The 26,521-nt window shown below is 62.7% G+C and carries 28 protein-coding genes and 1 tRNA gene; 17 read left to right on the forward strand and 12 right to left on the reverse strand.

Features of this window, described 5'->3' with window-relative positions; all coding sequences use genetic code 11:
• Positions 1–36 precede the first annotated feature (36 nt).
• The 5 genes from BM234_RS15385 to BM234_RS15405 are packed head-to-tail and all read right to left on the reverse strand — an operon-like array spanning position 37 to position 4,164.
• Positions 37–429 (reverse strand): PTS sugar transporter subunit IIA, encoded by a 393-nt coding sequence (locus BM234_RS15385; RefSeq protein WP_092066555.1) that lies wholly within the window; start codon positions 427–429, stop codon positions 37–39.
• Complete coding sequence (gene rapZ, locus BM234_RS15390; RefSeq protein WP_245752681.1) at positions 426–1,355, reverse strand: RNase adapter RapZ; 930 nt, start codon at positions 1,353–1,355, stop codon at positions 426–428. The genes BM234_RS15385 and rapZ overlap by 4 nt, the downstream gene beginning before the upstream one ends.
• The gene (locus BM234_RS15395) at positions 1,352–1,771 is read right to left on the reverse strand and encodes an HPr kinase/phosphorylase (RefSeq protein WP_092066557.1); all 420 of its coding nucleotides are present in this window, start codon (positions 1,769–1,771) and stop codon (positions 1,352–1,354) included. Before BM234_RS15395 ends, rapZ begins: the two co-directional genes overlap by 4 nt.
• Entirely contained in the window at positions 1,771–3,408 is a 1,638-nt protein-coding gene (locus BM234_RS15400) for a sensor histidine kinase (protein WP_092066559.1), read from the reverse strand. The genes BM234_RS15395 and BM234_RS15400 overlap by 1 nt, the downstream gene beginning before the upstream one ends.
• A gap of 54 nt (positions 3,409–3,462) precedes the next feature.
• Positions 3,463–4,164, reverse strand: coding sequence for a response regulator transcription factor (locus BM234_RS15405; RefSeq protein ID WP_092066561.1), 702 nt, complete (start codon positions 4,162–4,164; stop codon positions 3,463–3,465).
• Between the two features lie 332 nt (positions 4,165–4,496).
• Between BM234_RS15405 and BM234_RS15410 the strand changes: the two genes are divergently transcribed.
• From BM234_RS15410 to BM234_RS15485, 15 genes are all read left to right on the forward strand, one after another.
• Positions 4,497–6,095 (forward strand): phosphoenolpyruvate carboxykinase, encoded by a 1,599-nt coding sequence (locus BM234_RS15410; protein ID WP_092066563.1) that lies wholly within the window; start codon positions 4,497–4,499, stop codon positions 6,093–6,095.
• 244 nt (positions 6,096–6,339) lie between these two features.
• Positions 6,340–7,968, forward strand: a complete 1,629-nt coding sequence (locus tag BM234_RS15415; RefSeq protein WP_092066565.1) for a peptide ABC transporter substrate-binding protein — start codon at positions 6,340–6,342, stop codon at positions 7,966–7,968.
• A 70-nt stretch (positions 7,969–8,038) separates the two neighbouring features.
• Positions 8,039–8,962, forward strand: coding sequence for an oligopeptide ABC transporter permease OppB (oppB, locus tag BM234_RS15420; protein WP_092066567.1), 924 nt, complete (start codon positions 8,039–8,041; stop codon positions 8,960–8,962).
• Positions 8,963–8,972: 10 nt separating this feature from the next.
• The gene (locus BM234_RS15425) at positions 8,973–9,902 is read left to right on the forward strand and encodes an ABC transporter permease subunit (RefSeq protein WP_092066569.1); all 930 of its coding nucleotides are present in this window, start codon (positions 8,973–8,975) and stop codon (positions 9,900–9,902) included.
• Between the two features lies 1 nt (position 9,903).
• Complete coding sequence (locus tag BM234_RS15430; protein ID WP_092066571.1) at positions 9,904–11,730, forward strand: ABC transporter ATP-binding protein; 1,827 nt, start codon at positions 9,904–9,906, stop codon at positions 11,728–11,730.
• A 94-nt stretch (positions 11,731–11,824) separates the two neighbouring features.
• Positions 11,825–11,899: transfer RNA gene (locus BM234_RS15435), tRNA-Gln, on the forward strand.
• Positions 11,857–12,591 (forward strand): DUF6538 domain-containing protein, encoded by a 735-nt coding sequence (locus BM234_RS15440; RefSeq protein WP_342714734.1) that lies wholly within the window; start codon positions 11,857–11,859, stop codon positions 12,589–12,591. Before BM234_RS15435 ends, BM234_RS15440 begins: the two co-directional genes overlap by 43 nt.
• Entirely contained in the window at positions 12,584–14,764 is a 2,181-nt protein-coding gene (locus BM234_RS15445) for a tyrosine-type recombinase/integrase (RefSeq protein ID WP_092066575.1), read from the forward strand. The genes BM234_RS15440 and BM234_RS15445 overlap by 8 nt, the downstream gene beginning before the upstream one ends.
• A gap of 155 nt (positions 14,765–14,919) precedes the next feature.
• Entirely contained in the window at positions 14,920–15,147 is a 228-nt protein-coding gene (locus BM234_RS15450; protein WP_175501292.1) for a transposase, read from the forward strand.
• A gap of 4 nt (positions 15,148–15,151) precedes the next feature.
• The gene (locus BM234_RS15455) at positions 15,152–15,763 is read left to right on the forward strand and encodes an IS3 family transposase (RefSeq protein ID WP_092066579.1); all 612 of its coding nucleotides are present in this window, start codon (positions 15,152–15,154) and stop codon (positions 15,761–15,763) included.
• A gap of 217 nt (positions 15,764–15,980) precedes the next feature.
• Positions 15,981–16,991 carry an AraC family transcriptional regulator gene (locus tag BM234_RS15465; protein WP_245752683.1) on the forward strand — a complete coding sequence of 337 codons (1,011 nt, stop codon included), beginning with the start codon at positions 15,981–15,983 and terminating at the stop codon, positions 16,989–16,991.
• A 109-nt stretch (positions 16,992–17,100) separates the two neighbouring features.
• Positions 17,101–17,928 carry an NAD(P)H-binding protein gene (locus tag BM234_RS15470; protein WP_092066583.1) on the forward strand — a complete coding sequence of 276 codons (828 nt, stop codon included), beginning with the start codon at positions 17,101–17,103 and terminating at the stop codon, positions 17,926–17,928.
• A 26-nt stretch (positions 17,929–17,954) separates the two neighbouring features.
• Positions 17,955–18,383, forward strand: a complete 429-nt coding sequence (locus BM234_RS15475) for a DUF4345 domain-containing protein (protein ID WP_092066585.1) — start codon at positions 17,955–17,957, stop codon at positions 18,381–18,383.
• 61 nt (positions 18,384–18,444) lie between these two features.
• Complete coding sequence (locus tag BM234_RS15480; protein WP_092066587.1) at positions 18,445–18,948, forward strand: anthrone oxygenase family protein; 504 nt, start codon at positions 18,445–18,447, stop codon at positions 18,946–18,948.
• Between the two features lie 17 nt (positions 18,949–18,965).
• The gene (locus tag BM234_RS15485) at positions 18,966–19,460 is read left to right on the forward strand and encodes a P-loop nucleotide/nucleoside kinase family protein (protein ID WP_092066589.1); all 495 of its coding nucleotides are present in this window, start codon (positions 18,966–18,968) and stop codon (positions 19,458–19,460) included.
• Between the two features lie 94 nt (positions 19,461–19,554).
• On the opposite strand, the gene BM234_RS15490 is transcribed toward BM234_RS15485, so the two are convergent.
• From BM234_RS15490 to BM234_RS15510, 5 genes are all read right to left on the reverse strand, one after another.
• Positions 19,555–20,235, reverse strand: a complete 681-nt coding sequence (locus tag BM234_RS15490) for a hypothetical protein (protein ID WP_092066591.1) — start codon at positions 20,233–20,235, stop codon at positions 19,555–19,557.
• Complete coding sequence (locus BM234_RS15495; RefSeq protein ID WP_092066593.1) at positions 20,232–21,098, reverse strand: SDR family oxidoreductase; 867 nt, start codon at positions 21,096–21,098, stop codon at positions 20,232–20,234. Before BM234_RS15495 ends, BM234_RS15490 begins: the two co-directional genes overlap by 4 nt.
• Positions 21,099–21,114: 16 nt before the next feature.
• Entirely contained in the window at positions 21,115–21,483 is a 369-nt protein-coding gene (locus BM234_RS15500) for a hypothetical protein (RefSeq protein ID WP_092066595.1), read from the reverse strand.
• Positions 21,484–21,682: 199 nt separating this feature from the next.
• Complete coding sequence (locus tag BM234_RS15505) at positions 21,683–22,048, reverse strand: glycine zipper family protein (RefSeq protein WP_092066597.1); 366 nt, start codon at positions 22,046–22,048, stop codon at positions 21,683–21,685.
• Between the two features lie 99 nt (positions 22,049–22,147).
• On the reverse strand, positions 22,148–23,158 hold the full coding sequence (locus BM234_RS15510; protein ID WP_092066727.1) for an AraC family transcriptional regulator: 1,011 nt from the start codon (positions 23,156–23,158) through the stop codon (positions 22,148–22,150).
• Positions 23,159–23,258: 100 nt separating this feature from the next.
• On the opposite strand from BM234_RS15510, the gene BM234_RS15515 reads away from it, so the two are divergent.
• Positions 23,259–23,468, forward strand: a complete 210-nt coding sequence (locus BM234_RS15515; protein ID WP_139226813.1) for a hypothetical protein — start codon at positions 23,259–23,261, stop codon at positions 23,466–23,468.
• Positions 23,469–23,697: 229 nt separating this feature from the next.
• Here the strand turns inward: BM234_RS15515 and BM234_RS15520 are convergent, their stop codons facing one another.
• Positions 23,698–24,408: an NAD(P)-dependent oxidoreductase gene (locus BM234_RS15520; protein WP_092066601.1), complete on the reverse strand. Its 711-nt coding sequence runs from the start codon at positions 24,406–24,408 to the stop codon at positions 23,698–23,700.
• A gap of 28 nt (positions 24,409–24,436) precedes the next feature.
• Complete coding sequence (locus tag BM234_RS15525) at positions 24,437–25,192, reverse strand: DUF4386 domain-containing protein (RefSeq protein WP_245752685.1); 756 nt, start codon at positions 25,190–25,192, stop codon at positions 24,437–24,439.
• 70 nt (positions 25,193–25,262) lie between these two features.
• On the opposite strand from BM234_RS15525, the gene BM234_RS15530 reads away from it, so the two are divergent.
• Complete coding sequence (locus BM234_RS15530) at positions 25,263–26,150, forward strand: LysR family transcriptional regulator (protein WP_245752686.1); 888 nt, start codon at positions 25,263–25,265, stop codon at positions 26,148–26,150.
• Positions 26,151–26,521: the final 371 nt, after the last annotated feature.

Raw genomic sequence — 26,521 nt, forward strand, 5'->3', positions numbered from 1 at the left:
GTCATGTGGCGGAAAGGCTCTCCTGACGATCGCGCCCTATTGGGCGGACACGCTTCTTGTGTCAATGTATTTCCGACCGGCGGTCAGTGCCTGTTCAACGGCTTCGTCGACAGGAAGTTGCCTGCTTTTTGCAAGTTTGATCAACATTGGCAGGTTGGCGCCGTAGAGAATACGGCGGCTGGCCTCATGACAGGCGAGCAAAGACAGGTTGGATGGTGAGCCCCCGAACATATCGGTGACAACCACCACGCCGCCCCCTTCGTCCACGGCATCGGCCGCATCACAGATTTCGCGCTGCTTCGCAGCCCGATCATCATCGGGGGAAATACCTATGGCACGCACACCGGGTTGGACGCCGACAACATGTTCGACGGTCGCGAGATATTCTCTGGCCAATCCCCCATGCGCGACGATCACGACGCCGATCACGGTTTTTCCATTCTGTCCGGGGAACGGGCGCTTGTGTCCGCGGCGCGCCGTTCCAGTTCACGGTGTCTAGTTGACACCTGCCATCCCTCTTCCGCAAGAGCCTTGCCAAGCTTTTCCGTTACGGCAACCGACCGGTGTTGCCCTCCGGTACACCCCAAGCCAATCGCAAGATGCGCCTTGCCCTCTTCGGTATAGGCCGGAAGTAGCAATGAGACGAGCGCACGCAACTGAGAGAAGAACGGCTCGAAGCGCGGGTCGTCGGCAATGTAGGCAGCTACAGCCGGATCGCGCCCGTCAAGCGCGCGCAACGGCGGGTGCCAGTAGGGATTGCGCAGGAACCTCACGTCGAACACCGTATCGATGCCGCGCGGAAGGCCCCGCTTATAGGAAAAGGAATGCAAGGAGATCGCGAGGCTGCGCTCTGCATCAGGGGCAAACCACCGATCCATTTCGGCGCGCAAGTCATGGGGCGTGAATTCGGTCGTGTCGATCAGGATATCGGCGCGGGTGCGGATCGCGGAAAGCAGGTCGATCTCGCGCGCGATACCGGCCTCCGGCCCCTCGGCTGGGGCAAGGGGGTGTCGGCGCCGGGTCTCCGAAAACCGGCGTAGCAATACATCCGGGGCGCAATCCACATAGACAAGTTGAAAACTCACGCCGGGATGCGCCGACATTTCCTCGATCAGGTTGATGAGGGCATCGGACGAAAACTCCCGGTTGCGCGCGTCGATGCCAAGGGCCATGGGGTGATCAAGCGGCGCGACGGCCAGAAGGCGGGGCACCAGGCTCAGCGGCAGATTGTCGATCGCCTCGAAGCCCATATCCTCAAGCGCATTGATCGCAGTGCTGCGCCCCGCGCCCGACGGGCCGGTGATCAGGATAAGCTTATGGGCAAGGTCTAAGGGGGGCATGGCAATCGGGTTCATTCGTAGCGTCCTTCTCTAAGATAGAGAAGAAGTGATGCAGCGAAATGCGGAATGCCTGGATTGTGAAGCAAAGGAAGCACGACGCCGAGTAGCGTCTCTTTGTGCCAAGGCGGAAGGCGTTCAGTCTCGGGCCGGTCAAGGTCGACGATACAGGCTATATCCGCTGAGCAGGCCGGCGCGCGCAGAAGGCCCATGCCGCGCGCTTCGATGAGCCCGGAGATAGGCGCCGGGGCTTCTGCATGAAGCATGTCGCCCCTGCGGGTGATCCTGACGCGATCATCGCTGACGAGTCGCGCGCCCCAAGCCATCAATTCGATAGACAGCCTCGATTTGCCAGACCCGGACGCACCCCGGATTAAAACGCCGCGCCCATCAACGGCGACACAACTGGCGTGGAGGATGGTTTCCTGCGCCATCAGATCGGCAAGCCCACGACAAAGCGCGCCCCGAGCGGGCCTGAAAGCGGATCCGCCTCGGTTGGCAAGATGTTCTCGGCCCAGATTACCCCGCCATGCGCTTCGACGATCTGCTTTGAAATGGCGAGGCCAAGACCGGAGTTGTCACCGAATTGTCCTTCGGGGCGTTCGGAGTAGAACCGGCGGAAAATCTTGGTAAGGGCCTCCTCGGGAATACCCGGCCCGGTATCCTCCACAACAGCGAGCACCCGGTTTTCGCGAACCCTCACCCACACGCGGATCGCGTCCCCGTCCTCGCAAAAGCTGATCGCGTTGGTGATGAGGTTGACGAAAACCTGCGCGAGCCGTGCCTGAAGGCCATGGATCACGACCCGATCCTTGGGGAAATCAATCGTGAAATCGATACCCGCCTCCTGGGCCTGTCCGCCAAGATATGTGGTGATGTTGCGCAGCATATGAAGCAGGTCGAATGGCTCTTCCTCTTCGCGTACGAGTTCGCTGTCGAGCCGCGAGGCGTTGGAGATGTCACTCACCAGACGGTCCAACCGCTTCACATCGTGCTCGATCACTTTGAGCAGCTTCTCCCTCTGATCCTCGCGCGGGGCGACGCGGAGCGTCCCCACCGCAGATCGGAGCGAGGCGAGCGGGTTCTTGATCTCATGCGCGACATCCGCTGCGAATTGCTCGTTGTTCTCGATCCTGTCATAGAGGGTGGCCAGGAGGCCCCGCAGCGCTCCGGAGAGGCGTCCAATCTCGTCCGGGCGGGCAGTCAGATCCGGAATGCGAATGCGCGACGGACCCATCGAGCGCGACCCACGAGCATGGCCCATCTCTGCGGCGGCGGCCAGATCCGCGATCGGGTTGGCAATCGTCGAGGCGAGCACAAGGCTCAATCCGATGGAGACCAGCACCGCGATCACGAAGATCTGTAGGATCTCCTCGCGTTCCGCCCGAACCAGCCTGTCGATCTCTCCCGCGGCGGAGGCGACCGCGAGGGTTCCGGCGCGCCGGTTATCGTAGTCCAGCGGAGTGACGACCACGAAGGATTTCAGCCCTTCCGCGTCGTTGAGATGCGTGACGTGGGTTTGTTGGTCGGCGGCAAGCGGCAGGAGTTCGCGTGCGATATCCGGCATGTTCCGGCCAGCGTTCTCGGTGCCGCCAAAAGCGCCCGAAAGGCGATTCATCCCCTCCCAGAGTGAGTGGAGCATATCGGTGAGCAAGGTGCTTTTCGGACCGTTCTCGGGGAGCGCGGGCTCGGGCCCCGTCACTGCCGCGACGAGGGTGTGGGCATGATCAAACACCATGATCTGAATCCCCCCCCGCAGGTTGAGACCGGCCATAAGCTCATCGATGTTTATACGGGCGGAAAACGGGGCGTCGGGGAGCCCTCGGGGCAGTTTTGCCTCGATTACCTCCGCGATCAGCAGAGCTTCGGAGTGCAGCGCATTGGAGCGTTGGTAGGCAAGGCTGTCGCGCGAGGAATTGAGGTAAAGGGTGCCGACGACCAGCACGAGAATTGCGATCAGATTGAACGTGATGATCTTGCGGGCGAGGGGGGAGCGCCCGCCATGCGGCCCCACGGCCCCGCCGGTTCCCGGTGCTTCGCGCACCGCGCCATCGCTTTGCGCGAGGATCATGCCAGACCGAGGCTTCCGGGAGCGTCGCACATCAGCCCTTTCGCGCGCGTAAGATCACGCCTCGTTGTAGCGATAGCCGATTCCATAAAGCGTCTCAATCGCGGAGAACGCCGCATCCACGCTGCGCATCTTCTTGCGCAAGCGCTTGATATGGCTGTCGATGGTACGGTCATCCACATACACCTGATCGTCGTAGGCGACATCCATCAACTGGTCGCGGCTCTTGACGAAACCGGGCCTCTGGGCAAGCGCTTGGAGCAGGAGGAACTCCGTAACCGTCAGGGCCACGTTCTGGCCTTTCCACTTCACCGCATGGCGCAGCGGGTCCATTATTAATTCTCCGCGTTCAAGGGTTTGCACTTCTTCGGGGGCCGGACCTTCTGGTGCGGCCAGTGCTTCTTGACGACGAAGGATCGAACGAATCCGCTCCACTAATAGCCGTTGGGAAAAGGGTTTGGTCACATAGTCATCCGCACCCATCCGCAGGCCAAGCACCTCGTCGATCTCATCGTCCTTGGACGTGAGGAAAATCACCGGCATGGCAGATTTCTGTCGCACCCGCTGAAGCAGGTCCATGCCATCCATGCGCGGCATCTTGATATCGAACACGGCCATGTCGGGCATGCGCCGAGTGAACGCGTCCAGCGCGCTTTGCCCGTCGGCGTAGGTTTCCACGTCAAACCCCTCCGCCTCCAATGTCATCGACACGGACATCAGGATATTTCGATCATCGTCCACAAGCGCAATCGTCGCCATGGCAAACGCCTCTCTCTTGCCCCTGACATGCCAACCGTTCGGTGGTGTCGGAATTTGATAAGGTCTGGGTGCGAATCACCCCGCCGTTGGGTGCAGTTGAGCCCATCAATCGTGAACACCCGCCTAAACTCCGGCGAATTGTTGCCGCGCGGACAACCTTGGTTGCGCTAACCTTCGGGTGGTTGCGCTAACGAACGTCTCAATCACTGTTCACGAAACAAAATGCCATGTTAAGACCACCAGGCTGCGGGATTATTTCTCAGCATAGGGCTTTGCCTCTTCGAGGCGGTCGAGAAACTGACGCAACGTAAGGCGGCACTAGGAGGCTGGACATGACAATCGGACGGGTCAATCCGCAATTCACGCTTGAGGACCAAGGGATAGGCGGCATCGCAAACGTCTATTACAACCTTCAGGAGCCGGGCCTTATCGAAGAAGCGATCAAGCGCGGCGAAGGGCGCCTTGGCAAGGGGGGCACGTTGCTGGTCGAGACGGGCAAGTTCACTGGCCGCTCTCCCAAGGACAAATTCGTCGTCAAGACGGACTCCGTCGCTGACAAGATCTGGTGGGAGAACAACCCCCCGATTTCCGAGGACGCCTTTGAGACGCTGTATCAGGACATGCTCGCTCATATGCAGGGCGGCGATTACTTCGTGCAGGACCTGACCGCCGGCGCCGATCCCGCCCACGCGCTCAACATTCGCTTCGTGAATGAACTTGCGTGGCACGGGCTATTCATCCGGCACATGATGCGCCGCCCGACGCGCGAGGAACTGGACAACTTCTCTTGCGATTTCACTGTCATCAACTGCCCCACCTTCAAGGCGGATCCGGCGCGCCACGGCTGTCGCACGGACACGGTGATCGCGCTTAATTTCGACCGCAAGATGATCCTGATCGCGAACACGGAATACGCGGGTGAGAACAAGAAGGGCATCTTTACGGTGCTCAATTACCTTTTGCCGGAGAAGGGTATCATGCCGATGCACTGCTCCGCGAACCACGCGCATGGCAATCCGGTCGATTCGGCCGTTTTCTTTGGGCTTTCGGGAACGGGCAAGACGACGTTGTCAGCCGATCCGGGTCGAACCCTGCTGGGCGATGATGAGCATGGTTGGTCGGATCGCGGCATCTTCAACTTCGAAGGGGGCTGCTATGCCAAGACCATCTCCCTCAACCCAGAGGCGGAGCCTGAAATCTTCGCGACGACGCATACCTTTGGAACCGTGATCGAAAACATGGTCTATGACGAAGAGACGCGCGATCTCGATTTCGAGGATGACAGCCTCACGGCCAATATGCGCTGTGCATATCCGATGAGCTATATCTCCAACGCATCGGAATCCGCCATGGGCGGCCATCCGAAAAACGTCGTGATGCTGACATGCGACGCCTTTGGCGTTCTTCCCCCGATCGCGCGGCTGAGCCCGGCGCAGGCGATGTATCACTTCCTCTCCGGCTTTACCGCCAAGGTCGCTGGCACCGAGCGGGGCCTGACGGAGCCTACGCCGACCTTCTCGACCTGCTTCGGTGCGCCGTTCATGCCACGTCGCCCGGAGGAGTACGGCGAGTTGCTGCGCGCCAAGATCGCGAAACATGGGGCGACCTGTTGGCTGGTAAACACAGGCTGGACGGGCGGAGCCCACGGTACGGGCTCGCGCATGCCGATCCACGCGACGCGAACATTGCTCACGGCGGCACTTGATGGCTCCCTCGCCGACGTGGAATTCCGCAAGGATCCCAATTTCGGGTTTGAAGTGCCTGTCGCAGTACCCGGAGTGGACTCATCCTTGCTCAATCCGCGTGAAACATGGGGCGATCCGTCCGCCTATGATGCGGCTGCCAAGAACCTCGTTCAGATGTTCGCCGACAACTTTGAGCAATACGTCCCTTACATCGACGACGACGTCAAAGCCGCCGCCATAGGCTGATCCCCTCGGTCAGATCTTTCAAAGCAAATACGATTGTTGCGCCCGCCCTTTGGCGGGCGTTTCGTTATTGCTCAACCGGTCCGTGTATGCCCGCTGACGCGACGTAGGGGCATCTTTTGACTGGAGCGCCCCGCGATTATCCGCCAATTTCCTGCAATCACCGTGTCTTCGCGCTTTTGTGCATTAGGTTGGCGCGTGTGAAAGTCAGCGCAGAAATCCGAACAATCCCATGGGAGGGACTATAATGAACCGGATCACGAAACCTCTTGTTGCTGCTCTGCTCGCCACTAGCGGCCTTACGAGCGCCGCGCTCGCGCAGCAGACCCATCCAGAAACAGGCGAAGCGCTCGCCGAGGATCAGACCTTCACCTACCGTGTGCTCGATGAGCACAGCAGCGTTGACCCGCAGGTGGTGGAAGATGTCACCGGCTCCGAACTGGTGCGCGACCTCTTCGAAGGTTTGATGAACCAGGACGAAGAAGGTAACCTCGTTCCCGGCGTCGCCACGGGGTATGAAACCAACGACGACAATACCGTCTACACCTTCACATTGCGTGAGGATGCCAAGTGGTCGAACGGCGAGCCCGTGACCGCAGCCGATTTTGTCTTTGCATGGCAACGTGCCGTGAACCCCGAGCTTTCGAGCCCCTATGCGTGGTTCATGGAATTGATGAGCATCGAAAACGCGGCGGCAATCATCGCCGGTGAGCGCCCCATCGAAGACCTTGGCGTCAAGGCGGTGGATGATCGGACCCTGGAGGTGACACTAAGCGAACCCCTTCCGTATTTCCCGCAGATGACCACCCACTCAACGACATTTCCCGCCCCCCAGAAGGTCGTGGAAGAGTTTGGCGATGAGTGGACACGCCCTGAAAACATCGTCTCGAACGGCGCCTATATCCTGACGGAGCACCTGCCGCAGGAGCGCTCGGTTCGAGAACGAAACGAGATGTACTGGGACAACGAGAACACGATCATCGACCGGACCATCGCGCTGGTGATCAACGATGAGAATGTGGCCCTGACCCGTTATCTTGCCGGTGAACTCGATCGTACCGAGATCCCCGCCGGGCAATACCCGCGCCTCAAGGAAGAACACCCCGAAGAGGCGGTCTCCTTCCCACGTCTTTGCAATTATTACTACACGTTCAACCTGTCCGAGAGCGGCCCCGAGGCGTTCAAGGATCCCAATGTCCGCAAGGCCCTCTCGCTTGCCGTAGATCGCAAGATCATCACCGAGAACATCATGGCGGGCGGGCAGCCCGAAGCCTATACCTTTACCCCGGCTGCGACCGCAGGGTTCGAGGTGCCGCAGGTTGATATCGCGTCCATGACGCAGCCCGAGCGAGACGAAAAGGCACGGGAACTGCTTGCCGAAGCTGGCTATGGTCCGGACAATCCGCTTGAATTCAGCATGATGTACAACACCTCCGACGACCATAAGAAGGTTGCGGTGGCGCTGAGCCAGATGTGGAAGCAGAAACTGGGCGTGCAGGCCGAGCTTGGCAACATGGAATGGAAGGTCTTCCTTGAAGAGCGCGGGAACCAGAATTTCGATCTGGCGCGGGGCGCATGGTGCGGCGACTACAACGAAGCTTCGACGTTCCTCGATCTGCTGACGACTATGTCGGGATACAACGACGGCAAGTATTCCAATGAGCGTGTCGATGAACTCATGGCACAGGCGAAGACGGCCGATGATACCGGCCCGCTTTATACCGAGGTCGAAGAGATCCTCGCCGACGAAACACCGGTAATTCCAATCTATCACTACGCCGGCGTCTACATGCTTGACAGCGATGTCGGCAATTGGCCGGTCAATAACGTTGAGCAGAACTGGTACTCCAAGAACCTCTACAAGATCGCAGAGTAACCGCATTCATTGACCAGTGCCGCGCCGCCTCCTTCACGGGGGCGGCGCGGGCTTTTCGCGGAGGCATAACATGCTGTCATATGTGCTGCGGCGCATCCTCGTCGCCATCCCCACGATCCTGCTTCTGATCGTGGCGTCCTTCTTCCTGATGCATCTGGCGCCCGGCGGCCCATTCACCTCAGAGCGCAAGTTGCCGCCCGAAGTGCTTGCCAATCTGGAGGCCGCCTACGGTCTCGATCAGCCACTTTGGAAGCAGCTGTGGGATTACCTGACCAACATCGTGCTGCATTTCGATTTCGGCCCGTCGTTCCGCTACAAGGACCGGGATGTGAATGACATCATCGCGCAGGGTTTCCCGATCTCGCTGACCTATGGGTCCCTGTCGTTTCTGGTTGCCTCTGTCGTCGGGATCTCACTGGGGATCACGGCGGCCATTCGGCACAATTCGTGGTGGGACTATTCGGCCGTTTCGCTGGGTATTGCTGCGCAGGCGCTTCCGAACTTCATCATGGGGCCGATCCTCATTCTGACCTTCACGCTCTGGCTTGGCTGGCTACCCGGGGGCGGCTGGAACGGGGGGCAGTGGGAATACCTCGTCATGCCGGTTATCGCGCTCTCTACATCCTACATCGGGTCCGTCGCGCGAATAACGCGCTCTTCGATGCTCGAGACGCTCAACTCCAACTTCATCCGCACGGCACGGGCCAAGGGGTTACCCGACCGGACTGTGATCTGGCGCCACGCGCTCAAACCTTCGCTTTTGCCGGTGATTTCCTATCTCGGACCGGTCTTCGTCTACGTGCTTACCGGATCGGTCTTTGTCGATCTTTACTTCTCCACCGGGGGCTTGGGGCAGTCCTACGTGAGTTCTGCACTGTCGCGCGACTACGCCGTTCTTCTTGGGGTCACGATCCTCTACGGGGGCCTTACGGTCATCGTGAACCTTATCACCGACCTCGCCTATGCGTGGTTCGATCCAAAAATTCGCTACTAAGGAGGCAGGCATGTTCGGAAGATCCCAAAAACGCATCGCGCTTGCCGAAGAGGTCAACGCCGTTGCCGCAGTTCGCGGGCGTTCGCTCTGGCGCGATGCCCGCGAGCGGTTCGTGCGTAACAAGGCGGCCATGGGCTGTGTCATCGTGCTCGGACTTGTCGTGCTGTTCTGCGCCATTGGTCCGTTCTTCGCGCAATGGAACAACGAAGATATCGACTGGACCGCGATGGGCGACGTTCGCGGGCTCGGCATGCCCTCGTTGGAGTCGGGCCACTACTTTGGCGTGGATGAGCTTGGGCGTGATCTCTATTCGCGCGTCATTCAGGCGACAACGACCTCGCTTCTCGTGGGGTTGATCGGGGCTGCGATGGCTCTGATCGTAGGCACGCTCTATGGGGTTGTCTCGGGCTATCTGGGGGGCAAGGTCGATACGATCATGATGCGGATCGTCGACATTCTCCTCGCGATCCCGCTCACGCTCGTGATCATCCTCATCCTAGTGATCGCAGGCCGTTCCTTTCTGATGCTCTTCATTGCTCTCGGCGCGGTCAGTTGGCTGTCGATGGCCCGGATTGTCAGGGGACAGACTCTCTCGCTCAAGACTCGTGAATACATCGAGGCAGCGCGGGCAGCAGGTGTGGGTGAATTCACCATCATGTATCGCCACATCTTGCCCAACCTCGCGGGGGTGGTGATCGTCTATGCGTCGCTCCTCGTCCCAGAAATGATCCTTGCGGAAAGTTTCATATCTTTCCTCGGCCTCGGCATATCCGAACCGAACACCTCGCTGGGCAGTCTCATCGCCGAGGGTGCGGGCACCATGGCCTATGGCACCATCTGGCAGTTGCTCGTTCCGCTTTTCTTTTATGTCACGATCATCATCACGATGTTCTTCATCGGCGATGGCCTGCGTGACGCGCTTGATCCGAAGGACCGCTGACATGTCTCTACTGAAAGTCCGTGACCTGAAAGTTCAATTCGAGACCTCCGACGGGATGGTCGACGCGGTGAAGGGCGTTTCCTTTGACATCGCGCCGGGTGAGTGTCTCGGGATCGTTGGAGAAAGTGGCTCGGGCAAGAGCCAGACATTCCTCGCCGCGATGGGCCTCCTGCCGCCAAACGGACGTGCGAGCGGTTCGGTCGAACTCGAAGGGCGGGAGATGCTCAACATCCCCGTGAAGGAAATAAACCGCATTCGGGGCAGCGATATCGGCATGATCTTTCAGGATCCGCTGACGGCGCTTACGCCGCATCTGCGGATCGGCGAGCAGATGCGCGAGGTTTTGCAGGTGCATCGTGGTTTGCGTGGGGCGCGCGCCCGCGCGATCTGTCTCGAATGGCTGGAAAAGGTCCGCATCCCCGAGGCGCGCCGGCGTCTCGACCAGTATCCCCATGAATTGTCAGGAGGCATGCGCCAGCGCGTGATGATCGCGATGGCCATGCTCTGCAATCCAAAGCTGCTGATTGCGGATGAGCCGACCACCGCGCTTGATGTGACGGTACAGGCTGACATTCTCGACCTCATGCACGGGCTTCAGACCGAAGAAGGCACGGCGATCGCGCTCATTACCCACGACATGGGGGTTGTGGCCCGTATGTGTGACCGGATGCAGGTGATGAAGCATGGCGAATACGTGGAGGCGGGGCCCGCGTCGCAGATCTTCAACGCGCCGAAGTCGGACTACACCCAGAGCCTTCTTGATGCGATGCCGCGGCTGAATGGCGCGGATATTCGCGACGATGTCGCCTCGGACGCCAAGACGCTCTTGGACGTGGACGACATCAAGGTGCATTTCCCGATCTCGCTCTCGGGCGGGTTGTTCGGGCGAACAGCGGATCTGCGCGCCGTGGATGGTGTGAGTTTTTCCGTACGGCAGGGGGAAACGCTCGGCGTCGTCGGCGAATCCGGGTGCGGCAAGAGCACGCTGGCCCGGGCGGTCCTGCAACTGATCGAACCTACCGATGGGCGCGTGACATGGCTTGGTGACAGTCTGGTAGGCCGGGACCGAGCCGACATGAAGCGGTTCCGCAAAGACCTCCAGATCGTGTTTCAGGATCCGCTCGCCAGCCTCGATCCGCGCATGACCATCGAAGCGTCAATCGCGGAGCCGCTCAAGACCTTCCGCCCCGATCTCTCGGCGCAGGAACGCCGCCGGGAAGTGGCATGGATGATGGAGCGGGTCGGGCTCGAACCCTCGATGGTCAATCGCTATCCGCATGAGTTGTCCGGGGGGCAGAACCAGCGCGTCGGGATCGCACGCGCGATGATCAACCGCCCCAAGCTCATCATCGCGGATGAGGCTGTCTCGGCGCTCGATGTGTCGATCCAGGCGCAGATCCTCAAGTTGCTGCGAGAGTTGCAGGACGAATTCGGGATCGCGATGATCTTCATCAGTCACGATCTTTCGGTGGTCCGGGCGGTCTCCAACCGGATCATGGTGCTCTATCTCGGGCGCGTGGTGGAAATGGCCGATCGCGACGCGATCTTCGATTCACCCAAGCATCCCTATACGCGGTCCCTCATCTCCGCCGTGCCGATCCCGGACCCGGAGCTTGAGCGAAACCGTCAACGCCTCAAGCTTCCCGGAGAGCTTCCGTCGCCGCTCGATCGCAGCGCGGCATTGAGGTTCCTGCCCTCGCGTCTGGAGCAAGGCGACATCGACTATGTGCCCCGTCTGCGTGAGGAGACGCCCGGCCATCTTGTCGCCGAACACGACCCGCTGGAGTTGATTCTGGGCCGGAGCAGGGCACAAGTCGCGGTGGAATGACACGGGTCCGGCGCTTTTCTTTGGCGGGTGGGCAAAGTCCCTTCAGATAGGGGTTGAACCCCCGCCAATCCCGCCGTAAATAGCGGCCCACCGTTGGGGTGTAGCCAAGTGGTAAGGCATCGGTTTTTGGTACCGTGTATCGTAGGTTCGAATCCTACCACCCCAGCCAATGACTTCAAAAATTCCATACTTCCCTATGGGATAGCCGTTGATCAAGCGGCCAGCCTCCCGTCTCCACGCGGTCGTGGTTCACAAACTGGTTCACATCGGCAGAAATCTCGCCGGTCCAACCAAGGCCGAAGATGGGGTCTTCACCTCGTCCGGAGGAATCATATTTTCTACTTCCGGCGCCGTTGGCCTCAACCCTTGCATGACGTTGGGGCACCTGAATTTCTCTCCGTCTCACTTCGAACCGAGATCCTTTCCGAAGCGGTGAAACAGTCGGCAGACCTGCTCACCCAGATCGAAACGGGAGAGCGGAAATTGACGGCTGAACTGACAAGAGCGCCCGGAAGCGAATGGCGCACGAAGGTTATGATCCGGGAAATGGTGCGCGAGAGCGTCGCGACGATGCTCGCCCGGCTCGAGGCCCCGTTCGATGCTGACGAAAGCCGCGCCTACGTGGCTGGCTGCGAGCAGAAAAGGCAGAGTGTAGATAACGCGCTTCGGACGCGGGACTGGCCGGTGGCAGCGGACCTGGGGTCCTCTGCCGCTGCACTTGCCGGGCTGGATGAAGACACCTTGGCGCTTCCGGCCATCGCGCGTGAAATCCTGATCAAGACACGCTCCCTGCTGGATGTCGCCCTTCGGGTCGAAGACAGCTGTGACGATCCACTGACACTGGGCGGGGCCGTTGCTTGAAAATGTCGGCCTTGCGCCCGAGCGGAAATCCCTTCTGCCGCCGATGACGCTGACACAAGCGATCGAGAAGGCCTCCGAGGAAGCCCCACCGGACGTCGAAACCAAGATCCGGGCCGTTGGAACGCTGGCCCTCTCGTTCTTCGGCGACGTGCCGGTTTCGATTCTGTCCCACGACCAATGCGTCGACTTCCTGGAGTTCGTCTGGGGCATGCCCAAGAACTGGGGACAGCTCCACGGGAAGAACCGCTTTGAAAGCGTTGGCAACGGATGCGATCCGCAACAGATCAAGCATGACGCCGACGAGAGCGACAAGGCCATCGTCGCCGACGTCGTGGCGGACATGACCCTTACCATTCCGGAAAAGAGGTTCCGGCTGGTTCAGGAACTGCGGCCCCGCCTGACCGATGGCTATCTTTTCGTCCAACGGGATATGTTCAATCGCATCGTCCGATCAGCATTGGGAGGTGCCGTCGCCGGCCGAGATGTCGATGACGAGAATCGGGTCGTCCCCTCTCACAAGCAGCTTCGCCGCAAGCTCAACAAGTGGCACAAGGAAGCGAAGACAGAATGCGGGCTTCCCACGCGCATTTCTCGCCCGAAACGCCGCCGGTCCTGGGCACTCGAGCACTTGGTGAAGCTGTTCCTGTCTCCCATCTACACAGGCACCAGCTCCCCCAAACAGCGGTGGCGCAAGGCCAAAGCTCAGAGGCGCCAGATTTTCCGAGACGCGCTCTATTGGGTGCCCCTATTCATGGTCAGTCTGGGCGTTCGTCCAGAGGAAATTCTTCAGCTTAAACTGAAGAACGTCAGGTTCCGCGACAAGGTGCTCTGCATTTTCCTTGGGGAGGATGAGGATGAACATATGAAAACAGAGCAATCCCGCCGTATTCTCCCTATTCCGCAACTCATTCTCGATTTGGGCTTTCGCGAATGGGTGGTCGGCAAGATCAAGTCAGGTGAAACTTGGGCATTTCCCGACGTAGATCCGAGCGAAGCGGATGGGCGGCGTTCGCACAATTTCGGCAAGCGCATGCGCACGCTCCTTGGGCATCTGGAACTGCGGTTCAACGACGAGGATGTGTATGCAATGCGCCGCACGCTGTCGTCCAAACTGCTGGCGCTGAAGGTCGAGACGGGCGTCCGTCAACGTATTCTTGGGCACCTCGAGGGCACGACAGTTGATCGCCACTACTCGGACGACGGGCTCCAGGATCTGAAGGACCTTCTTGATGCGGTGGATTACGGGCTGAAGGTTGGGCGGGTCCGGTTATTTGGCTTCCCGATTATTGTTGGGTGCTCCACCCCCGTCCTGCCGTCGATCGACGTCTTGATCTCTCTGACAGCTCATGGCGAAGTTTCAGCCCTTCGCCTGAACGATCCCGAAACCGACGAGAACATATTCGGTGCGCGCGTCGAGGGGAAACCGTTGCCAAAAGAACTGGAAGCCAAGCAGCTTCCAATCATGTCCGCCCAAGAAATCGCAACGCGTGTCCTGGCCCTCCAGATGGACTATTCCTTCACGCTTCCGACTTGCGAGGCATCGACAGCCAGCTTTGAACACCTGCTTATTCATGGAGACATGCCGGCGCACCGGCCGACCGAGAATGAGACCGCAGATTCAGAAGAAACAGATGGCAAAAAGACCGATGCGGAGGCCGAAGGTCATTCGCAACCGACTTGGGCGCGGATCGATCTGAACGAGACGATCGGTATTGATGGCAAATTTCGAATCGGCGACACGGCAATCTGCGCCTTCCCCCTCAAGCGTCGGAGTCAGGAGCTTACGAGCCCTCGCCCCGGACTCGTGGTCAGTGTTCGCCTGTTATCAGGACGTCGTTATCTGGACATTGCCCATGGGGCGCCTGCGGGCGACGGCCGACCAGCGCCTCACAAGTTCACCCTCACACAATCGGAGCAGCTCAACGCTGCGTTGCTGCGGCGCCCCACAGTCTTCGATCTGAAGCGCCGCATTCTGATAGCTGAGGATGATGCGAGGTTCTTGCACCGAAGGCTGGGCTCCCTCGCAGCTTCGGCTCGCAAACGCCTCGGGGAATCCATGCACTTTGTTGGCGACGTATCGCCGCAACCAGTCGCCGAGCAGAAAGCTGGACGCACGACGACGCAGGTTGTGCAGCGTGCCGGAAAAGTCATACGAAAGCCAACGCCCCTGTGACCTTCCCCCCGGTATCCGGGCCATTGCGAACTGGAATTTTCCACCTTTGAATGGACGAAGGAGGAAGACCCATGAAGCGGAAGCGTTTCACAGAGTTGGAATGGGACCGTGGCCCCAGCGGGGCCGCGTAAGCCCATGTAAACGAGATCATCGGCGTGCTGAAGGAGAGCGAGGCTGGCGCGAAGACGGACGACATCTGTCGGCGTCACGGCTTAAGCTCAGCGACGTTCTATAGCTGGCGCAAGAAGTACGGCGGTATGGAAGCTGGCGATGCCAAGCGTCTGAGAGCCTTGGAAGCGGAAAACGCCAAGCTGAAGCGGATCGTCGCGGACCAGATGCTCGACATGTCCGCGATGAAGGATCTGCTGCAAAAACATTGGTAAGCCCATGGCGAAGCGACGAGCTGTGGGCTTTCTGATGGCCGAGCGTGGGTTCAGCGAGCGGCGCGCCTGCCGGATCGTTGACCTGGCGCGGTCGGTGCAGCAATACCGACCGCAGCCGAAAGGCGACGAGGCCGCAATCAAACGCATGAAGGAGCTGGCGTCGGAGCACCGGCGCTATGGCTATCTGCGCCTGCACGCGATGCTGCGTCGGGAAGGTCTCGTTGTGAACCACAAGCGCACATATCGGCCTTACACCGAGCATGGCTTGCAGGTTCGCACCAAGAAGCACCGTAAACTGCCCAGGCGGGATCGCGTAGCACCGCAGGTGCCGGAGAGGCCCATGCAACGATGGTCCTTGGACTTTGTCAGCGATCAGTTGGCTGACTGCCGCCGGTTTCGTGTGTTGAACATCGTGGACGATCACAGCCGGTTCTGTTCCGGCCAGATCGTCGATGTGTCGATCCCCGGGGCTCGCGTTGCCCGGTTCCTCGATGACCTGGCTTTGCGCGTTGGGCTGACCATGCCGGTCGCTGCGAACCGGGCTACGCGTGTGCCGAAGAATGCTGTGCAAGGCGTGGCCCCGAGCAGGCTCAGGTTTAGCACTTGGTCGACATAGCGCCCGGCGCGCGCCCAGGCTGTCTTCGACTCGGCGCGCGCTCTGGGTCTTGCTGCATTCCGATCGGCGCCGGGACCGCCGGGTCAGGTTGTTCGTGGACTACCTATATGACGCAATGGTCGAGCGCCGATCCGACTTCATCGGGGCATAGAGCGAGATCGACGGCAGGCGATGCAACGCGTCGAACTTGGCCGTTCACGATTCGCAGAATAAGCTGATGGACATGGGTTACGTAACGTCGCTCTTTGCGCGCAAGATGGTGGCCGCGGCTGGAAACGGCGTCGATGCGGACGAGATGCTGACCTCGGTCGGGATCGATCCCGCGGGACCTTGGGAAACTGGACAGATGATCCCGGCAGAGCGCTACTATGACATGCTCGAACGCATGGCCGAACGGATCGACGTCACCGAACTTCCTGTGCGCACCGGCGCGTCGATGCGGCTCGACGAGTATGGCGCGCTCGGGCTGGCCTTCAAGGCGGCGACGACGCTTGGCATGTCCTATGCGCGGGTTGAACGCTACGCCCGGCTCTGGACCAGCGTCGTCGAATACGAGCTGCGGCCGGCCGAGGGAGGCACGCTCTTCATCCTGCATCGGGCGGGCGAACGGCGCCTCGGGATGCGGCTGTCGAACGAGGCGACTCTTGCGAGCGCCGTGTCGATTGCCCGGCAGGCCAGTTCGGTGCCGGTCAGGCCCGAGATGGTGCTGGTCCGACATGCCGCACCGCCGTCTATCGCGGCGCATGAGGACTGGTTCGGCTGCCCCGTCCGCTTCGACGCGGATCTCGACGCGCTTCTTTTCGCAAACGAGACGCTCGCCCGGCCGAACATCCTCGGCGACGAGGGAATTTCTCGCTACCTTACCTCACATCTCGACGTGGAGCTGTCGCGAGTCTCGGACGCCCCAGCGGTCGTGAGCCAGACGAAGGATGCCATCGCGCAGGCGCTCAGCGAGGGGACTCCGAAGATGGCGGAGATCGCACGCAGCCTGGGGTTCAGCGCGCGATCGTTCCACAGGCGCCTCTCCGAACACGGGATGAGCTTTCACGCCCTCACCGAGGAGACGCGCCGCGATCTCGCCGAGGGGCTTTTGCGCGACGACCGGCATTCCCTGGCCGAGATCGCCTTCCTGACCGGCTTTTCCGAGCAGAGCGCCTTTACTCGGGCCTTCAAGCGTTGGGTGGGAGTGACACCGGCGACATATCGTAAGGAGCGCGCGTTTCACTGAAGCCTGGCTTGGCAACCTCGGTCAAAACCATGGCAAGCGCGGTCAAGACGGGGCCGGGTTCGACCGGCTATCCCATTGGCTCTTACACCAAAGCCAAGGAGATCCCCCCATGCAGGACCGACCCATTCTTGTCATCGGCGCAACCGGCAAGACCGGCCGCCGCGTTGCCAGCCGCCTCGAGGCCCGAGGAATCGCCGTCCGTCGCGGCTCGCGCAATTCCACCATCCCGTTCGACTGGGAGGCGCCCGAAACCTGGGCGCCGGCCCTGACCGGCGTGCGCGCCGCCTACGTCACCTATTTCCCCGACCTCGCCTTTCCCGGCGCGGTGGAAAAGCTCGAGGCGCTTTGCGAGACGGCCCGCGATGTCGGACTGGAGCATCTCGTGCTCCTGTCCGGCCGGGGTGAATACCATGCCCGGCTGGGCGAGGACGTCGTCCGCGCCTCCGGCGTTGATTTCACCATCGTTCGCTCTGCCTGGTTCGCGCAGAATTTCTCGGAAGGCTACCTGCGCGATCCGATTCTCGCGGGCGTCCTGCCGATGCCGGGAGGTGACATTTTGGAGCCGATCATCGACATCGAAGACGTCGCCGACGTCGTTGTCGCCGCGCTGACCGGGGACGGCCACAAGGACGAGGTTTACGAGGTCACGGGCCCGCGCTTGATGACGTTCGCCGAGATGGCGGCAACGCTGTCGCAGGCCATGGGCCGCGAGATACAGCACCTACCGATCAGCTTCGAGGAGTTCCACGCGAACATCGCTCAGGCCGGTGGCGATTTCGTCGCCGATGTCTTCACTGCCATCGCGCGGGAGACGCTCGATGGACGAAACGCGCACACGACTGATGGCGTGATGCGGGCGCTCGGACACCCGCCCCGCGACTTCGCCGATTTCGCGCTGCGAGCGGTTCAGTCTGGCGCCTGGACCAGCGCCGCCTAACCGCCGCCCTTAGAAAGGATCACGACATGTCCACTACCCCCTTCGAGAAGATCGCACTCGGGGTATCCGGCCTCACCGCGCTCGCCATCGGCGGCTTCATCGTCAGCGCGCCGCACGCGTTCTACGCGAGCTACGGCATCGCGCTGGGACAGGATGCCTCTCTGCTCAGCGAGCTTCGCGCGCCCGGCGCGGCACTCGCCGGCTTCGGCATCCTCATGCCGCTCGGTATCTGGCGACGCGCGATCCTGCCGGCCTCGGTCGCAGTGGCCCTGACGGTCTTCCTTGCCTTCCCGATCGGGCGACTGGTCGGTCTGGTTCTCGACGGCCTGCCCTCCGGCAGCGTGATCGCCGCCCTCGTGGTCGAGATCGCCATCGCCGCGCTTCTGGTCGCCGCGTTCCGACGCCGGCTCAAGGGGCCAGCCCTCCAAGCCCACGCAGCACACCCCGTGCGCTGACCATGTATGCGGCGCGGCTCTTCTCGTCGCGCCGCCCCATCAGGCGAAGGAGTCCAGACCGATGTCGCCCCTCGTCTTCTACCTCGCTCACTTCGCCGTTCTCGCCTACGCACTGGTCGGTGGCGTCTTCCTCGCTTTTTCCGATTTCATCATGCGTTCCCTGTCGCTCACCAGCGGCCACGGCGGCGCCGAGGCCATGCAGGTGATCAATCGCGAGGTCTTCCGCTGGGTCTTCATGGCCCTCTTCCTCGGGCTGGCGGCGGTGTCGCTGGTGCTGTTCGCCCATGCCGCGCTTCGGCTTGACGGCCCTCCGGCAATGCTGATCGCCACGGCCGGTCTCGTTTATCTGCTCGGCTGCTTCGCCGTCACGGTGGTCTTTAACGTGCCGATGAACGAGGCGCTGGCCGGGATGGACCTGTCGCAGGCGTCCACCATAAGCTACTGGACCGGCACCTACCTGCCGCGCTGGACTTTCTGGAACACGGTCCGGACAATCGCCTGCGGACTGTCGGCGGCGCTTCTGCTTTTCGGATTGATGACGCTGTCCCAGACGCAGCCTGCGTAACACAAAGGGGATGATACATGACCGAGCAAACGACCCTTCACCTGCTCTGCGGTCGGATCGCTTCAGGCAAGTCCACGCTCGCGACCGAGCTCGGCCGCCGCCCCGGGACCGTGGTGATCCGCGAGGACCACTGGCTCTCGGGCCTTTACGGCAAGGAACTGAGGTCGATCGACGATTACGTCCGCTGCGCAGGTCTGTTGCGCGGCATCGTTGGCCCGCATGTCACGGACCTCCTGAACACGGGAGTCTCGGTGGTCCTCGACTTCCAAGCGAACACCACCGGGGCGCGGTCCTGGATGCGCGGTCTTTTGAACGGAACGGAGGCCGCGCATGTGCTCCATCTACTTGACGTGCCCGAAGAGGTCTGCCTCGCGCGGCTGCGGGCCCGGAACGACGCGGGCCTGCATCCCTTCGCCGTGACCGAGGCGCAGTTCCGGCAGGTCTCACGCCATTTCGTGCCACCTTCGCAGGAAGAGGGCCTCGCAGTTCAGGTCCACCCGGTATCGACCTGATGACCAGCCTGCCATTTCACAGGAAAGGCGTGTCCCCCGGCTCGGCAAAGGCCGGAGATACGGCCGAAGGCGAAGGTCAGGGTCCGAAGCGATGTCATGCGCTGGTCCCCTTACCAAACGTCGCTTGGCTGCCCCGCAAAAGCACGATTCCTACGGCAACGAACCATATGATGGCGCCAAGGCCGAAGACGGCGCCTGCGATATCTCCGAGCGGCGGCAGGATGGTCACGAGCCCGGCGAAGCCACTGATTGCGCCCATCCCGGCTGTGACGCGGCCGAGGAGGCCGCTCGCAAGCCCTGCGAGGCTGACCGCCAAGATCCATGCGCCGCCGGCGATCTCGTTGCCCCCGCCAAGGCCCAGTTCGACCGCGTGGAGCGTCTGCCAGAGGGATGCTGCGGCCTCCGGGTTCGCAGCGAGCGCATGTGTCCGTTCGACGGCGACATTCGCGATCATGCCGGCGCCGAGGACGAGGGTGGTCCAGACCAGGCCGATCGCCCCGGTCAGGGCGGCGGCGTCGGGCCGCGAATTGGCGATCTGGCGGCGGAGCGCAACGACGAGAACCGCGAGCGCCAGCGCGTTCACGACGTAGATCAGGCTGTTCCAGGCGATCAGCACGCCCGGGCGGTCAGCGATGAAGGCCACGACGGCGGCGACGTCGATCTCGTTCGTCCCGAAGCCCAGAGGGGCGAGTACGGTGACAAGCAGAGCGAAGCCCACGAGGTAGGTCGCGGCGCAGGTCAGGGCGGCGAAGCCGCCGGCTTTGCGCAGGGTCATGAGCGGAGTCCTTTCGGTTGGCAGGCCTTTTCTGCGGCGAGGGTTGCGAAGTGGTCGGTGAGGTGCCGCGTCCCGAAGCGGGGCGCGACCATGTCCATTCCGAGCGCGGTCAGGAAGAAACAAGCCGGACCGCTCACGCGGCGCGGCAGGAGCGGCAGGACGGCGAGCGCGGTCCGGCGCAGGGCGTCCGGCAGATAGGTGATGCGCGGCTCGGTCCCGAGGGCGTCGAAGGCGGCGCGGGCAACCTCGCCTTGGGTCATCACGTCGGGGCCGCCGATCTCGGCCCAGCCCCGGCCGGCTTCGGTCGCGTCGGCAATGGCCACCGCCAGATCGGCGCCATGAATGGGATTGAGGCGATGCGTCCCGTCCCCGAACAGCCAGACGCCGCCCTTGCGCGCCATCGCCAGAATCTCACCCATATCCGAGAAGTAGCCGGTAGACGCGATCACGGTCGTGGGCATGTCGGAGGCATGGAGCGCGTCCACGAAGGCGCTCTTGGCATCGACAAGCGGCACGCCCCTCATGGCGTTGGCATTCAGGACATGCACATAGGCGAAGCGTCCGACGCCAGAAGCCTCGGCCTCGCGCAGCAGGTTCAAGTTCGCCTGGAAGTCGACCTCCCGGTAGCCGAGCCCGTCGGCCTGCCGGGTGATGCCGAGCGACGAGACGACAAGGTCCACGCCGTTCATGATCCCCTTAAGCGTCTCGGGCCGGGTGGCCTCGGCCTCGATCGACAGATCGGCAAGATCCCCAGCCCGCGCGGAGTCGCGGACCAGCGCGCTCACGTAGTGGCCGCGCCGCAGGTATTCGGCGCAGAGAAAGCGCCCGAGATAGCCGGTCGCGCCGGCAACGAGAACGTTCATGGATCGCCTCCGGTGCTCATGACAGACCGACGCCAAGCGCAGTGGCGACCATGAGGAAGAGGACCGGCGTCCAGAGCAGGCGCTCTGGGCGCGAGGGGCTGGCGGCGTTCGCGGCGAGTGACAGCAGCGTGAGCGCGAGGGCGGGCCAGAACAGAGGCGCCAGCGGCGCCGCGCCGATGCCGGCCTTGGCGAGCACCGCCCCGGCCATGGTTGCGAGCAGCGCGACCTGGACCAGCGCCAGCGCCCGCCAGGCCGGCGGCAGGCGGCCGGGAAAGCGACCGCCGACCGTCAGGCGGCCGAGCGGGGCACCGGCGGCGGCGCCCAAGTGCATCAGCATGGGCAGCGCGGTCAGCCCGGTATAGGCGAAGGCGAGGATCTGGATCATGGACCGGACCCTCACCACCGTAGCAAGCGCGCCGGACGCGACCGCCGCGGACTGCGCGACCTCCCCTCGGGCAAGCCGAGATCACCCCACAGGTGCCGGGGCTGAGACGTGCGGCGCCCTGTCGGGTGGCCCGCCCCCCCGGTCAGTAGGTGGTGCAGGCCCTCCATTCGGGTGCGGACATCATGCATGGCTTCCTCCCTCAGTTCACGACCGCGTGGCCGCGGCCGCGCAGGCAGTTTAGGACGATGTCCTCGCGCGTGTCGGCTGCCTCGGACGCGCCCGCCGCGGCGCCCGCCAGCGCGCCGACGATCGCCCCGCCCAGTGCGTCGCCCTCTTCGTCGACCTTGCCCAACACGCCGCCGAGCCCGGCACCGATGGCCGCTGCCGCCATCGTTTCATGGTCCAGTTGCGACTGGTTTCGGGCAAGGCTTCGGCAGGCAGCGAGGTCGCTTTGGAACTGCGCGCGCGGCGCGCCGTCCAAGATCGGGTCCACATCCGCGCCTATGTCGGCGCAACCCGCCAGCAAGGCGGTCAGGCAGATGGGGGCGATTAATATCGGTTTCATGTCATGTCTCCTTCGACGACCGAGGGTGTCGAGAAAGAAATTATCTGACCGCGCCGCTCGACGGCATGACCGCAGGGATCATCGGCTTGACCTGCGGCATCAATCGCCGCGCCACGCGGTCGGGCTGGCGCCGGTCCAGCGCCGGAACGCCCGCACGAAGGCCGAGGCCTCCGAAAATCCCAGAAGGTATGCCGTCTCCCCGACCGAGACCTTGTCTGCGCTCAGGTAATCCATCGCCATTCGCCGACGCAGGTCGTCATGAACCTGCGCGAAGGTGACGCCCTCGTTCTTCAGTCGGCGGTAGAGCGTCTGTCGGCTTAGGCCGAGATCGCGCGCGATGCGATCCATCGAAAGCGTGCCCTCGTGCAGTTCCGCAAGCATCCGAGTCTCAACGGCAGAGCGCACGGTGTCATGCGTCGCAAGCTCGTCCAGTAGCGCGTCCGCATGGCGGGTGAAAATGCCGAAGACGTAGTCCTTGCCGCCATCGAACGCCTCGTCGAGCCAGACGGGATTGATGCGAAGCGCGTTGCGCGCCGCGCGGAACGTGACCGGCACACGGAAGAGCTCCGGGTAGCGATTGGCATGCGGCGGTGGGGCGTAGGTCACCTCCAGCGCCCGCTCGAACGGGTGTTCCGGCGCGGAACGGCGGAACTCGGAGATGAACCGTGCGAAGCTCGCCTCCGTGGCCATCCAGCTGCCGTCGCAGGGGCGGTGGTCCACCAGCCAGACCGCGTTCGTGTCCCGCACCAGTTCGAACCGGTCCCGTCCCCCGGGGATCGGCACGTCGGCCATGAGGCGCGAATAGCGGTTCAGCTGGTTCAGGCTGTGCGGGAAGGAGGAGGAGGCATGCACGATCTGGCCGACGATCGACATCATCTCCAGCCGGGTCTCCAGCACGTGTCGTAGGAGCAGCGAGGTGTCGCCTGTCGCCTCGATCCCGGTCGCGATGAGGGTCCGGTAGGAGGCGACCGGGATGCGGGTGTCCTGATCCGCCAGATCGTCCTCCGTCAGCTTCGACGCCGCCATCAAGCTGTCTCGATGCACTCCTTCGGCCACGGCATAGTCGAGGAACGCGGTCGCGAAACCGGCGGCCATGGTTTGATCGGACATGCGGCAGTCTCCTCGGGTCAGGATCTTGATGCGCCCGGTCATGCCGTCGGCGAACCGGCGCTGCCAGATTGTCCCGAGACCTGACGCAGGGACAACCCCCTTGCTGCACCTCATGATTGCACCGATCGCCTCACTCCTCGGTTGCTCCGCCTTGGCTTTCGCTGCCGAGCGGATCATTGAAGCAGAGGTCGAGGCAAGAACCGGCCTTGCGAAGGTCGCGCGTTCGCCGCCTGCGCGCGTGGAGGTCACCATGGACATGTCACTGCTGCGGCGCGCCTGCTGGGAGGGGCTGGCGCTCGACGTCCGCTAACGCGACCTCGGTGGGGGGCACTGAGTGCCAGGTCTGGCCCCTCGGCATCAGCTACTCGGGCGGCGCACTGAAGCTCTTGGTTTGGGCTGTCTCAAACAGGACTGGCGCGTCTTCCATGCATCCGGGATCGAGGACGCTTGACTTTGCGGCCGCGGCGCGTGTCCCTGCTGCGTGACTATGTGGCACGACGGGCCGAGTCCGGAGGAGCCGCGAAGGCATTGGCACACTTTCAGCGCGCGGCGGGCATGGGCCTGATGGTAGCCTCGGCTGCGCGGGCCGAGAGACCGTTGCGCCCGGTGATGGCCGGCGCCTCGCGGATCAGCGCCGGGTCGGTCAGCGCCACCACCATGAACAGCGCGAAATCGGTGCGCCGGGTCAGGTTGCTGGCGAGGATCGGGTCACCCACATGCCGGGCCCAGACCGGCAGGCCCTCGCTTGGGCCCTCCTCGAGATCCGAACCACGCACCACGGTCCAGTCGCGATCCGAGGCGAAGACAAGATTAGTCGCGCGGACCTGGTCGTCGAGATCGGCAACGCGCAGCGCCCTGAGGATCGGGGTGCCAAACCCGACGATCACACGGATCTTCCAACCGTAGCGGTCGCGGCTGTCGCGGCTGATGTGCCACCCGCAGGAGAACACCAGCCGCGCCTTCGGCGGGGCGAGGTCGAGCACGGCGCGGGCGGTGCCCGAGGCGTAGTCCTGTACGCCCCAGGGCGCGAGAACCACCAGCACGCCATCGCAGCCGCGCGTGGCCGCCTTGATCACCGCGCGGTCGTCGGTGCGGCCGGGATGCACGGTGATTCGGTCTGCGAACCGGGCGAGCTTGCCGACGCTCTCGGGGCGGCAGACGCCGGTGACCTCGTAGCCGCGCGCCAGCGCGTGCTCGATCATGTATTGCCCGAGCTTGCCCGAAATGCCGACGATGCAGATGCGTTTCATGGGGGAACTCCTTGCGATAAGGGGAGGATCAGGCCGCGGCGGGACGCGGCGCGGGGATACGCGGGCCGCGGGACACCAGCCAGAGCGCGAAGCCGATCTCGGCCAGCGTCACGACGAGCAGCAGCGCGATCTTCACCGCTTCGAGCGCGGCGGCGTCCGGCAGGGCGAACATCTGCACGCTGTCGACGAGGTAGCCCGTGCCGCCGAGGATCAGGCCGAGTCCGAGGAGCCGGGGGTAGAACCCCGAGCGCAGGACCAGCGTGCCCAACAGCATCAGGTGCAGCCAGAAGAAGACCTGCCAGATCCAGACGCCGGCATCGTGGACGTGCCGCATCAGGCCGGCCAGTTCGAACCGCTGCGCCGCGCTGAAGCTGTCGAGCGGCACCGTGCCGTCGGCCAGCGCCAGCGACGCGGCATGGAAGAACAGCATCGCCGCCATCACCGAGACCATCATCAGCCGCGCATAGGAAGCGGCGAGCGCGAGCGTCGCGTTCACCGGCCGGAACATTAAGTAGAGCATGACCGAAACGAGCACCTCGGCAATCATCATCACCACATCGCCCACGAGGCCCGCGTGGAATAGGCCGCGCCGCTCGGCGATGTTGGCGAAGGTGGCCGCCGGATCGCCGGCGACGTTCAGCACGCCCGGCACGTAGAGGATCGAAAAGCCTCCGGCAAAGGCGATGAGGAGATAGAGCGCCCCGGTCAGGCGGGCATAGGCGCGGGAGGAAGGGTCTCGAGGTAGATGCATCGCGGGCCTCCTTTCGGCGTGACGTTGCGGCATGCGAACCTTCTACGCCCTGTCGTCCCTGCGGGGAATTGACCGATCTTGCCGAACTGGTATGCAAATTCGCATGGATTGGCGAAGCGTCACCTTCGACTGGAACCGAGCTCGGGCCTTTCTCGTAACGGCCGAGGAAGGTTCTCTGTCGGCTGCCGCTCGCGCCCTGAAGCTGGCGCAACCGACGCTTGGCCGGCAGGTCGAGGCGCTGGAGACCGAGCTTGGGGTCGCGTTGTTTGAACGCTCAGGCCGCGGGCTGCGCCTGACGCCTTCCGGGCACGAATTGCTCGAGCATGCGCGGATCATGGGCGAAGGTGCCCGCGCCCTTCATCTTGCCGCCTGGGGCCAGACCGAAGCGCTGGAGGGCGAGGTGGCGATCTCTGCGTCAGACGCCTATGCCAGCTATCTTCTGCCGCCGATCCTCGCGCGGCTGCATCGGTCCGAACCGCGCATCCGTATCGAAGTGGTGGTGTCCAACGCCTTGTCGGATCTGTCGCGGCGCGAGGCGGATATCGCAGTGCGCAATGTCCGGCCGACCGAGCCCGATCTGATCGCGCGCCGGGTCTGCGACGCCTCGGCGCGGCTCTACGCGGCGCCCCGCTACCTGGACCGTCTGGGGCGGCCCGGCACGGCCGCGGGTTTTTCCTCGGCGGAGTTCATCGAGATCGAGGCCCCGGGCAATCTCATGAAGCTGCTCAATACCAAGGGCTTCGCCCTCGACGCGGGAAACTTTCCCTATAGGTGCCGCAGCTTCACGGTGATGTGGGAGATGGTGCGGCAGGGCATGGGGATCGGTATCCTCGACGACCGCATCGGCGATGCCGATCCGCTGGTCGAGCGTGCCGTGCCGGGCTTCGCGGCGATCTATTTCCCGGTCTGGATCGTTGCCCATCGCGACATCGCTCGGTCCCGCCGGTTGCGGGTGGTCTTTGACGCGTTGGTGGAAGGGTTTTCAACCTGAAGATCGCCTCGTCGCCCAGTCATGTGCGGGCCCCTGAAGGTCAGGATGCAACTTTTCTACGGCGAGACGCGGCACACCGTCCGAGGGGCGACCATGGCTCCGGCTTGCCCGGTTGAGACTGCGGCGACACGGCTGCGTCATTTCAAGAAACACTGCGGTCACACTGTATCAACCGGGCAATCAAGCGCGATATCGACTTGGCGATATCCGTCTGGTCTCAACAGAGCGACGATGAGCAGCTGAGAGTTCGCAACATGTTCGAGCGTGACAACTGAGCGAGGCTACCAGGTCAGTAAGGTCAATAATGGAAGCTTTCTGCCGTTCCATACCGTGGCTGCTCGCGGCCCAAAGAAGCCGTTGCCGACACAGTC

The organism is Poseidonocella pacifica (genome assembly GCF_900111875.1).
GTDB classification, from domain to species: domain Bacteria; phylum Pseudomonadota; class Alphaproteobacteria; order Rhodobacterales; family Rhodobacteraceae; genus Poseidonocella; species Poseidonocella pacifica.